Raw genomic sequence first — 9,541 nt, forward strand, 5'->3', positions numbered from 1 at the left:
AGAAATCATGACAGAAATAGTGCCATCACGTTGTCCGCCACCCGCGGGAAGATACGTTCATGACTTCACACGCACCCCACTCAGCATTCGTTCTCGTCCCCGGGCATTGGCTCGGCGCCTGGGCATGGGACGAGGTTGTCGCGCACCTGCAGGAAGCGGGGCACCGCGCCACCGCACTCACGCTGCCAGGCCTGGATCCAGCGGATCCGGATCGCGAACTGCGTAACCTCACCGACCAGGCGCGCGCGATTGAAGCCGCGATTCGCGAGCACCGCGGCGACATCGTCCTCGTGGCACACAGCGGCGCAAACGGCCCGGTGACGGCGGTGCTCGACAGCGCCCCCGACATCGTCGCGCGCGTCGTGTGGGTCGACAGTGGGCCCGTCGGAGACGCCACTGCGTTCGCACCGGACTTCCCAGAGGACACAGCGGGCACAGCGAGCACAGCGGGCGGAGACGGTGCAGAGCACACAGACGCACTGCCACTGCCAGATTTCGCCGCGCTCGGGAAACAGGCGAGCCTTGCGGAGCTCAGCGAGGCATCCCTCGAGGAGTTCCGAGCGCGGGCCCTGCCAGAGCCGGCGGGCGTGCTCCGCGAGCGGGTGGCGCTTCGAAACAACGCACGCTACAACGTGCCAACGACGTTCGTGTGCTGTTCGCTCGCAAGTGCAGACGTAGCGGCCCTCGGCGCTGCGGGTCACCCCATGTTCGCAGAGGTGCCGCGATTCACGGACGTCACCTATGTCGACCTCCCGACAGGCCACTGGCCGATGTGGAGTCGACCGCGCGAGCTTGCATCGATCCTGATGGCCACGCTCGACCGATAGCCACCCACCGGAGCGCCGCACGCCATTGGCGAGCGCTGGCAGGCCGGGCGCCGCGGCGTGCAGGGCGAGCCCACGCCGCGAACCATCGATGCGCTACACAGTGACCCCTGGCTGCGGCTCCCGGCCACCTACCAGAGCCTCGCTCAGGAGGACTCGGTGCGTGAGGTGCGGATGATGCCCGGCTCCGGGAATCGCGACGACGCCGATATTCGGGCGCGCTGCAAGCTCGGCAACCAGCGCCGAGTCGAGCGGATCCTGTGCCCCGGTGATGATCGTGACCGGGCCTTCGAAACGTGCGAGGGCTACGCGAAGCTCGGCCCGCCACCGCAGCGATGCAGTCTGCCGCAGTTGCGCGGCGACGCGGCGAGAAGCCCCTCGGCGCAGGTCACTCACGCTGGATTCGAGCGCGTCGGCCTCCGCGTCCGTACCCGTCAGCAGCCGCGAGAGTCCGGTGCCGTTGAGCCCACGCATATAGGCGGCAATGAGCGGCCGCGGGAGATGCCTCGTGGCTGAGCGCGACTGCAGAAAGAACGGAGACACGAGAGTCAGTGCGCTCACGCGCCCCGGGAACCTGTCCGCTGCGGTGACTGCGGCCGCCGCGCCGAGGGAGTGCCCGACGAGATGGACCGGGCTGGTCGGCAGAACCTCGGGAAGCCACCGCCCCCAGTCGGTGATTCCCGTTCCCCCGCTCAGCCCCAGCCCAGGAAGGTCAACAACCCGAGCGTCAATATCGCTCGCTACGTCGGCCCAGGTGTCTGCGTTGATCGGCAGTCCTGGCAGGATCAGACTCGACGCGTCGCCTGCACCAAGCGTGAATGTCCGAATGCCGCCCGCCTCCACGTAGCGACGATCATCGCCGGGCTGTGCCCCGAAACGATGCGCGGCAAGATAGTCGGCCCACCGTTCAAGCGAGACCCTGGCGTCTGGCTGCAGCAGCCCGTGTCGCGCTGCAAGCTCGTTCGCTGCGTCGGTCGGATACCTGTCAGCGGACATGAACGTCAGCGTCTCGGGGTCGGCTTTGGTGATCCGCTGTGGCAGGCGTTTGATGACTGCGACGGGCAGACGCACCCGCGGCACGGGCGCGCCGAGGTGCCTTCCGATGTGCGCAAGCATGTCGCCGAGCGGCGGCGTGCGGTCATCGAGCACCCAATATGCACGACCTGCTGCACCAGGGTCGGTGGCGGCACGCTCCATGAATGCCGCAAAGTAGTCGACCGTGACGACGGGCAGGAAGACGTCGTCGCCGCCCGGGAGCGCGGCTGTCTCCCCGCGGTAGAGCTGCCCGACTGTTGTCGCAAGCCCAATGAGCTGGTCGGACTCGCCAGTGACGCTATCGCCGATCACGCTCGACGGGTTCACGACTGTCCAGGCCAGGCCGAGCTCGGTCGCCCGCGCTTGGAACACCGCGTCAGACTCCATCTTTGATCCCTCGTAGGCGCCCGCTTCCCCGTACACCGCCGAGCGATGCGTATCGCTCCAGGGCACCAAGGACGGATCCTGTCCACCGACCCTGTAACCAGAGATGTGGAGCAGTCGCCCGAGTCTGGGAAGCTGCGACGCAAACTCAACCACCCGCTCGACGATCCCAACGTTTGCGTCGCGCGCCTCGTCGACAGACATCCCGAAGCGGTACAGTCCCGCACAATTGTGGATCTCGGTGACTGAGGCGAACGCGGTTGGACCGCCGGCCAGAATCTCGGGCGCAGCGAAATCGACAACGGCTGTCTGTACCGATCCGAGGCCACCGTGCTCGCGTACCCACTGCACAACCTTCGCTCCGGACTCCTCTGACCGGACTGCCATGGTGACGTCTGCTCCGGCCCTGAGAAGCTGAAGCACGAGGTGCCTGCCGACAAGCCCGGACGCCCCAAACACGAGCGCGTGACGCGAAGCCCCGCCCGATGCGATCTCGCCCTCGGCCATCAGGCCCCGGTTCCCACCCTCCCCCATCACGCGACGCTTCCGTGAGCGACGCGAATCGCGATCAGCTCTGCCATTGCGTCAGCTGTCGCTTCAAGCGGCTGCGTGCTGCGCATCGCGCGAGACACAATCACCGAACCCTCAATCGCCGAGACGACTGCGGTTGCGAGGGACGCCGCGTCTGCGGCAGCGAGCCCCTCGGCTTCGAGCAGTCGCGCTGCCGGCGTAACCCAGGCGCGAAACGCCTGCTCACAAGTGCCGCGCAGGCGCTCACTTTCGGCCCCCATCTCGAGCGTGACAACAGACACCGGGCAGCCCAGGCGGTAGTCGCTCTCGCTCACGATTGCAGCCACGGCCGCGATCACCGCCCGAACCGCGGCTGCCGCGCCACCCTCGCTGGCTGCTGCCTCGAGCACGAGAGTCTCGAACTGTTCCTGGGCAAGTTCGATGGCGGCGACACCAAGCCCTTCTTTCCCGTCTGGGAAGTGGAAGTACATTGAGCCCTTCGGCGCGTTCGCATGTTCGGTGACTGCGGCGAGTCCCGTTCCGCTGTACCCGTTCGACTGAATGAGTTCGAGCATGGCCGCCGCGAGGCGTGCCCGTGTCTGCGCACCCTTGGTGAGCGCGCCTGATGTCTGTGACTGCATACCGAAAGAATAGACCGGTCTACATATTCCTTGCAACCCTGAGCCTTCTCCCGGATGCCCTGCACCCGGCGTCGCGGCACCCGGCACGAGCACGCGCGGCTACCGCGATGTCGGCCGCCCCACAGCGGGCAAGGCCCGCCAACCGAGGCCGGACAGCCTAGGCCCTCCTGGGGCGCTGCAGTGGTGCTGCAGTGGCGCTTCAGTGATGCTTCAGCTGAGTAGCGTGAACGCGGCCGACTGGGCTACCTGTGTGCGCACCGCCTGCGCGTTGAGTTCGTCGCACCAGCTCGGGTAGACGCGAAATCCGCGCTTGCCGGGACTCCTATCAGTGCGCGTCACGCCCAAGTCCGCTAGCTGAGGAGGCGTGAACCTGAACACCCCAAAGCGCGTCCCATCGCGCACGAACACGAGCAGACCGTCGTGCACCTCGTCGGCCAGAAACGGCCTCGTCACCCCGTCATCATCGCGCCGCCAGACCGCGACGAACGCCCCAGGCTTCGTAGGGGTGACCCGCGCCGTGCGAATCCGCCAGGTTTTCGCTCCGACGGCGACGAGGCCAGCCTCGTAGTCGGTGTTTTGTTCCTCAGCCCGCGGCGGCCCTCACCGCTCCCCTGCGGCAGCGGTGAGGAGCTCGTAGTCGCGAAACGCAGTGAATGGCACATGTTCACCGTACAGCCCCACCTACGCCTCCCACGGGCGCCGGGCTAGCCGATCGCGTCCTCAAGTATCGCGAGCCGCCGCTTCCGAGTACCCGTGATCTCAACAACACGTGCACCCCGGGTGAGATCCGGATCCTCCGCGAGTTCGAAAAGCGACACATGCATTGCCTGTTGCAGTTCGGGATCCTCGCCGGCGCCAATCCGGATCCCTGCCGCGGCGCTCAGCGGGAGCAGCACGAGCAGGTCTACGGCGAGCATCGCGCGCTGGGTTAGCGCCCAGCCTTCCTCCCACAGTGCGGGTGGCGTCTCGCCTCGCCCAAGTTCCCCGATCGCCTGAAGGTAGACAAGGAAATCGAGCGGCCCGCGCTCAGCAATCAAGTTACCAGCATGCACATCCAGCAGTCGCGCCGCAGCGAGCCACAACTGCCAAGCAAACACTTCAACCCCCGGCGCGGCCTCCGCGCCATCGAGGTACTCGTACGGGTCTGGCAGCGTCTCCCAGCCGCTACGCGACGAAGCAAAGTCTGCAAGCAGCGTGCTCTTTCCCGTCCCGTGGGTGCCAGAGATCCCAACACGCAATGAGGCCTCCTCACCCCTCCAGACACCGGCAATGCTACCCCGAGGCGCAGGCGCCGCGCACTACGCGGGGGCGGACAGAGACGCAGTGGCACGCAGAGGCAGGCTCAGCGGCACGCAGAGGCAGGCTCAGCGCCGAGTTACTTTCTCCGCTGACACCGCGGGCAGTAGTGGCTCGAACGGCCGCCGAACGGCACCCGCTTGATCGGGCCCCCGCACCTCGGGCACGGCTCTCCCCCGCGCCCGTATGCATTGAGCGAGTGCGCAAAGTAACCGTTCTCTCCTCGTCTTATACATTCATCTTTCGGTCGGACTTATCTTTCGCCTATCGTCGTTTGTCTTCCGGCCTTGCCTAGCCGAGTATCGGGCTGTCCGTCCATTCGCGAATAAGCACGGACAGTGCGAAGTGAGTACTCTCGGTTTTCCAGAGCGCCGGGCTCACTGCACAGTCGAATAGCCCGTGATTTCCGGTGCGCTAGATGCTTTCGATGATGGTTTGGGTTGTCACGACTTCAGCAAAGTCTCCGCTAAACAGATTGGTTGCCGTCGTCTTGGAAAGCTCCGCCGCCTGTATCACCGAGACTTGGGCACCTGAATCACTCTCCGTTCTGCCCCTAGACATCGAACTTCGGCGTTGTTGCGATGAAATGGGTTTGGTTCCGATAACCGAAGAGGCACATTGCGCCCCGGATGCGTCATTGGCTTGGGCCAAGGCCGCCGATGTTGCGCTTGTCCCGAGATGGGTGACGATGTAACGGACAACCATGTCGGAACTTTAGTCAGGCCAAATCAGAGCTCAAGCTGGTGCTGTGCCTGCACGATCGACGGACAGTACGAGGCAGGCCCTCGACGTTCTTGAAGTCACTGCTCCACTCGTGCGCGGCAGATGCGAGGGAGTATCTCGACTGTGATGATCAGCGCCGCGCGGACGACCCCCATGCCGAGCACAGAGCAACCTATCCACCACGCTTCGACCTCATCCTCCACGCGTATGCCACCGCCGCCTCTACCCGGGAATCTCCAACCGACGGTGTACGCGGGGTACAGCAGTGCGACCAGCCCCCATCCGATGAGCATGAACCACACCGCACAAGACGCCACCTGCATGACCAACATTCGCGTCACTGCAGATCGTGGCAGAAGCAACAGCGCCGGAGCCGTCGATCCCACCAACGTCAGAGCGCTACAGGCCACGAACACGCCCCAGGCACCCCAGGACAGGTTCATCGCGCACCCACCGATCACCAGCACCGCCGTGGTAGCAATTACCGCCCACTGCTTCCTAGTAAGACGTAACTGAATATGCCTCGACCTGTCAGGGGCCATTCATGTACTTCCGTTCACGTAGTTGTCAGACGTCGAACCGTAACTCCACCACGTCGTCGCAGATAACAATCTCTGAGACTGACGGCCCCACCCGATTGCCGGGACCGCACAACGAGGGGCTGAAGTTCACCTCGAGTACTACTTTCAACTTACGCAACTAGTTGCTAGTCTGGAACCATGGATGACACAGAACGAGGCAAGCGCCAGAACGTCACCGCCATCGAAGCGCAGCGGTTACTCGACTCGATGCCTCCGCGTCCACGACGGGTTTTCGATAGCCGGGACCACGTGAGCGCGCTTGCCACGATCGCGCTCTCCCTCACGTCAGGGCTTCTCGCGCTGAGCGGATTGCCTTGGTGGGCCATCCCGCCCGCCTTGGGGGCGATCGTCACTTCGAACGTCTGGATCTCCAAGCGACTGAGTCAGCCGAACGAGCCCAGACTAAAGGGGACATTCATCTCCGCGGCTTTTGCCGCCTGGCTCCTGATTCCCGTCTGGCGGGGCCTCGTGCATGGCGAGACGATTCCATTCCCTGAATCGTTCATCTTCGCAGGCTTGGCACCTGCGGCATGGCTGGTGTTCTATGTCGTGCTTCTGATCCGCCGCTGACATGTCATACGCAGAGATCGATGCGCATCTGGTCGCGCCCAAGCGATTCGTCACACTGTCGCACCTGAGCCAGGTCGAGCAAGCGGACTACCCTGCGCTGCAAGAGACAACAGGCCTGTCGATGCCCGATCTCTCGAAGATCCTTCGCGACCTAGAGGATCGAGGCCTGGTGGAGATCTCCAAGGAACGAAAGAACCGTTACGGAGCAACGCTGGTGCGGCTGACGACAGAAGGAAGAGGAACGTTCCGCGAGCTGGTCGCCACCCTCAATCGCATTGCCGGAACCTGAGTCCGGCAGACAGTGTCATTCTCGAAGATCGGAGCGCTATGAGCGCCCAGAACTACCGCCGCATCGGCGAGGCTTTCAGCCTCCTGGAGAACGCGCTGCTCGACATCCTCTGCAGTGGAGCGCAAGCGGGATCCTCGAACGCGCGTGCGCAACGCGCGACCGCGACGTGGGGCGGATATGAACATGATGAATGCGAGTGCTTCCTCATCTCGGTCGCGCCTGCAGATGTGACCCCGACCATCGAGCATGACGGTGGGCCCTTCGCCATGGCCGAGGTTACTGATGGAGCAGAAACGCTTGGGCTTCTCGAGCTGTGGGTCGTTGATGGACGTCTGCATTCCGTCAACTACATGCCCTTCGGCGACGAGCATGTCGCACTCCCATCGCCAGACGAGTACAGGATCACACTGATCGATTCAGAGTGAACTATCTAGGGTCAGGCTCCGAGCGACCGCAATCATAGGTTAAAGCGCAAATCTAAACTCCACCACGTCGCCGCAGATACCAACCTCAACTGAGCCAGCGGGTGAGCACATCGATCCACTCGTCGAAAGCGTCGAGGTGGGCATCGTGACTGCCACCACTGAGGTCGATCCGAAAAGTGGAAGCTCGGCGACGCACGAGCTCATCCTTGTCCGATGCCGAGAAACGCCCGCGCCGCGCAGAAGCACTACCGGCCCCTGACCACCGAGATCCGTGACAGAGATCGTCACTCCACGATGATCGAGCATTCGTGTGGTCCTCTCGATCATCACCGATCACCCTCAGCTGTGGCCGCAGGACCGGCCGAGGCGATTTGCCGAATAAAGCCGTTCACACACACGATGGCTTCGTCGACCGAGCGCAAAGTATCCACACCGTCAGCGGCCTCCGCATACAGCGGACGCCGTTGCTCCGCTACGGCAATCACCGGCGGCCACTGCTGTTGTCGCCGGTACTCGAAAAACCGTACGCAGGTATCCCGGATCTGCTCGAGGTTCAGATTCTCTCGACTCTCGAGCAGTTGGAGGTCAACGAGATCGCGTGCGCGGTCGCTACCCCCGGTGGATCGTGCATGCAGTTTCTGTGCGATCTGATGGTCTGCACGCATCTCGCGAATAGGCACCGGCGATTCAAGGCCGACCTCCGTGAACATGATCGCGAGATCATCGCGAGGTGCAGAGTTTGTCGCGATTGTGATACCGGTCTGCTCGCGGGTTCCCGCTTTCGACCAGCGCATCAGGTCCTCGCAACTATTGCCTGATCCGCTGGCACGGCGACCTGCGCCCACATGTCGTCGAGGGAGACATCCAGCACCTGCGCCAGTGCGGCGATGGTCTGGAACGCAGGCGTGGCCACACGCCCCGTCTCGATCTTTCGCAGCGTCTCCGGCGAGACACCGGCGTCGAGTGCGACATCGAGGATCGAACGCTGTCCCCGGGCACGCCGCAGCAGCTCGCCGAGGCGCTGCCCGCGTTCGATCTCCTCAGGGGTGAGCGGCAGTCTGACCATGAACATGATTCTAATACCGGTATGATCTGACCGGTATAGTTATTGGCATGATCGAGATCCTCAGCCCGTCCCAACTGGACCGTGCCCGCTCTACGGGACGCCTCGTCGGCGACATCCTCCACGCCATGAAGGCCCGTGCCCGGGTCGGCACAAACCTGCTCGACATCGACCGGTGGGCCCAGGAGATGATCCTCGACGCCGGTGCCGAGTCCTGCTACGTCGACTACACACCCTCGTTCGGCCGTGGGCCGTTCGGCCACTACATCTGCACGGCCGTCAACGACGGCGTCCTCCACGGAATGCCGCACGACTACCGCCTGGCCGACGGCGACCTGCTCACCCTCGACCTCGCCATCAAGCTCAGAGGCGTCGCCGCGGACGCCGCCATCAGCTTCGTCGTTGGTAAGACCCAATCCCCCGAGGACCAACGAATGATCGAGACCACCGAGCGAGCACTCGCCGCGGGCATAGCCGCGGCCCGGCCGGGAGCCCGTATCGGCGATATCTCCCACGCCATAGGCTCGGTGCTCTCGGACGCGGGCTACCCGATCAACCTCGAGTTCGGCGGCCACGGCATCGGCACGACCATGCACCAGGACCCGCACATCGCCAACACCGGACGCGCGGGACGCGGCTACAAGCTGCGCCCCGGTCTCCTGCTGGCCCTGGAGCCATGGGTGATGGCCGACACCGACCGCCTCATCACCGACCCCGACGACGGATGGACGCTGCGCAGCGCTACCGGATGCCGCACCGCACACAGCGAGCACACGATCGCCATCACCGACGACGAAGCGGAGATCCTGACGTCGCCGAGCGCAGACATTGCGTAGACGGCCCACCGCGACCAGGCGCATCACCTTGCCGCCTGCAGTTCCCGCAGTCGAACCAGTCCAGTTCAGTGCCCCGAGATGGACTCAGCCGAGCCTCTTCCCCGCACTCGACTTCAGATGCTGCCGATCGAAACCCGGGTCTGCCGCCTCGATGTCGTGACTGTCGACGAGGTCGACCTGAAGGTGGATTTCCTTCACTCCTGCGCCGTCCGTCACCGTGGCACCGCCACCCCCACCACCTATCCGTTCATGGAGACACCTCACACGCTCGAGTCGTGCATCGGACTCGTCGGTGCATTCACTCGAACACTCGGGGCACTACGGGACCTGATCAGACATTGACGCGGAACTCCACCACGTCGCC

The 9,541-nt window shown here is 64.2% G+C and carries 12 protein-coding genes and 2 pseudogenes; 5 read left to right on the plus strand and 9 right to left on the minus strand.

What is annotated here, in order from left to right:
* Positions 1 to 59: 59 nt before the first annotated feature.
* Positions 60 to 827 (plus strand): alpha/beta fold hydrolase, encoded by a 768-nt coding sequence (locus tag ACF07D_RS08630; RefSeq protein WP_391504612.1) that lies wholly within the window; start codon positions 60 to 62, stop codon positions 825 to 827.
* Between the two features lie 93 nt (positions 828 to 920).
* Here the strand turns inward: ACF07D_RS08630 and ACF07D_RS08635 are convergent, their stop codons facing one another.
* From ACF07D_RS08635 to ACF07D_RS08660, 6 genes and pseudogenes are all read right to left on the minus strand, one after another.
* Positions 921 to 2,750 carry an alpha/beta fold hydrolase gene (locus tag ACF07D_RS08635; protein ID WP_391504613.1) on the minus strand — a complete coding sequence of 610 codons (1,830 nt, stop codon included), beginning with the start codon at positions 2,748 to 2,750 and terminating at the stop codon, positions 921 to 923.
* Positions 2,751 to 2,776: 26 nt separating this feature from the next.
* On the minus strand, positions 2,777 to 3,394 hold the full coding sequence (locus ACF07D_RS08640) for a TetR/AcrR family transcriptional regulator (protein WP_391504614.1): 618 nt from the start codon (positions 3,392 to 3,394) through the stop codon (positions 2,777 to 2,779).
* 210 nt (positions 3,395 to 3,604) lie between these two features.
* Positions 3,605 to 3,967, minus strand: a pseudogene (locus tag ACF07D_RS08645) (MepB family protein); the annotation flags it as partial.
* A 131-nt stretch (positions 3,968 to 4,098) separates the two neighbouring features.
* Positions 4,099 to 4,632, minus strand: coding sequence for a hypothetical protein (locus ACF07D_RS08650; RefSeq protein ID WP_391504615.1), 534 nt, complete (start codon positions 4,630 to 4,632; stop codon positions 4,099 to 4,101).
* 137 nt (positions 4,633 to 4,769) lie between these two features.
* Positions 4,770 to 4,913: pseudogene (locus ACF07D_RS08655) on the minus strand (zinc finger domain-containing protein); the annotation flags it as partial.
* 191 nt (positions 4,914 to 5,104) lie between these two features.
* Positions 5,105 to 5,395 carry a hypothetical protein gene (locus tag ACF07D_RS08660; protein ID WP_391504616.1) on the minus strand — a complete coding sequence of 97 codons (291 nt, stop codon included), beginning with the start codon at positions 5,393 to 5,395 and terminating at the stop codon, positions 5,105 to 5,107.
* Positions 5,396 to 6,132: 737 nt separating this feature from the next.
* On the opposite strand from ACF07D_RS08660, the gene ACF07D_RS08665 reads away from it, so the two are divergent.
* The 3 genes from ACF07D_RS08665 to ACF07D_RS08675 are packed head-to-tail and all read left to right on the plus strand — an operon-like array spanning position 6,133 to position 7,278.
* A complete protein-coding gene (locus tag ACF07D_RS08665) occupies positions 6,133 to 6,564 on the plus strand; it encodes a hypothetical protein (protein WP_391504617.1) in 432 nt (143 codons plus the stop codon).
* A 1-nt stretch (position 6,565) separates the two neighbouring features.
* The gene (locus tag ACF07D_RS08670) at positions 6,566 to 6,853 is read left to right on the plus strand and encodes a transcriptional regulator (RefSeq protein ID WP_391504618.1); all 288 of its coding nucleotides are present in this window, start codon (positions 6,566 to 6,568) and stop codon (positions 6,851 to 6,853) included.
* A 38-nt stretch (positions 6,854 to 6,891) separates the two neighbouring features.
* Positions 6,892 to 7,278, plus strand: a complete 387-nt coding sequence (locus ACF07D_RS08675; RefSeq protein WP_391504619.1) for a hypothetical protein — start codon at positions 6,892 to 6,894, stop codon at positions 7,276 to 7,278.
* Positions 7,279 to 7,604: 326 nt separating this feature from the next.
* On the opposite strand, the gene ACF07D_RS08680 is transcribed toward ACF07D_RS08675, so the two are convergent.
* Together ACF07D_RS08680 and ACF07D_RS08685 are read right to left on the minus strand one after the other, a co-directional pair.
* Positions 7,605 to 8,072 carry a nucleotidyl transferase AbiEii/AbiGii toxin family protein gene (locus ACF07D_RS08680; protein ID WP_391504620.1) on the minus strand — a complete coding sequence of 156 codons (468 nt, stop codon included), beginning with the start codon at positions 8,070 to 8,072 and terminating at the stop codon, positions 7,605 to 7,607.
* Positions 8,072 to 8,344 (minus strand): helix-turn-helix domain-containing protein, encoded by a 273-nt coding sequence (locus ACF07D_RS08685; RefSeq protein WP_391504621.1) that lies wholly within the window; start codon positions 8,342 to 8,344, stop codon positions 8,072 to 8,074. Before ACF07D_RS08685 ends, ACF07D_RS08680 begins: the two co-directional genes overlap by 1 nt.
* A gap of 47 nt (positions 8,345 to 8,391) precedes the next feature.
* Between ACF07D_RS08685 and map the strand changes: the two genes are divergently transcribed.
* On the plus strand, positions 8,392 to 9,177 hold the full coding sequence (gene map / locus ACF07D_RS08690) for a type I methionyl aminopeptidase (RefSeq protein ID WP_391504622.1): 786 nt from the start codon (positions 8,392 to 8,394) through the stop codon (positions 9,175 to 9,177).
* A gap of 84 nt (positions 9,178 to 9,261) precedes the next feature.
* Here map and ACF07D_RS08695 read toward each other — a convergent pair whose 3' ends face one another.
* Positions 9,262 to 9,393, minus strand: a complete 132-nt coding sequence (locus ACF07D_RS08695) for a hypothetical protein (RefSeq protein ID WP_391504623.1) — start codon at positions 9,391 to 9,393, stop codon at positions 9,262 to 9,264.
* Positions 9,394 to 9,541: the final 148 nt, after the last annotated feature.

Source organism: Leucobacter sp. NPDC015123, from assembly GCF_043080205.1.
GTDB lineage: Bacteria > Actinomycetota > Actinomycetes > Actinomycetales > Microbacteriaceae > Leucobacter > Leucobacter aridicollis_A.

Coding starts and splice junctions, on each gene's coding strand:
- ACF07D_RS08630 (WP_391504612.1), top strand. CDS start 60: ATGACTTCACACGCACCCCACTCAGCATTCGTTCTCGTCCCCGGGCAT.
- ACF07D_RS08635 (WP_391504613.1), bottom strand. CDS start 2,750: ATGGCCGAGGGCGAGATCGCATCGGGCGGGGCTTCGCGTCACGCGCTC.
- ACF07D_RS08640 (WP_391504614.1), bottom strand. CDS start 3,394: ATGCAGTCACAGACATCAGGCGCGCTCACCAAGGGTGCGCAGACACGG.
- ACF07D_RS08660 (WP_391504616.1), bottom strand. CDS start 5,395: ATGGTTGTCCGTTACATCGTCACCCATCTCGGGACAAGCGCAACATCG.
- ACF07D_RS08665 (WP_391504617.1), top strand. CDS start 6,133: ATGGATGACACAGAACGAGGCAAGCGCCAGAACGTCACCGCCATCGAA.
- ACF07D_RS08670 (WP_391504618.1), top strand. CDS start 6,566: ATGTCATACGCAGAGATCGATGCGCATCTGGTCGCGCCCAAGCGATTC.
- ACF07D_RS08675 (WP_391504619.1), top strand. CDS start 6,892: ATGAGCGCCCAGAACTACCGCCGCATCGGCGAGGCTTTCAGCCTCCTG.
- ACF07D_RS08680 (WP_391504620.1), bottom strand. CDS start 8,072: ATGCGCTGGTCGAAAGCGGGAACCCGCGAGCAGACCGGTATCACAATC.
- ACF07D_RS08685 (WP_391504621.1), bottom strand. CDS start 8,344: ATGGTCAGACTGCCGCTCACCCCTGAGGAGATCGAACGCGGGCAGCGC.
- map (WP_391504622.1), top strand. CDS start 8,392: ATGATCGAGATCCTCAGCCCGTCCCAACTGGACCGTGCCCGCTCTACG.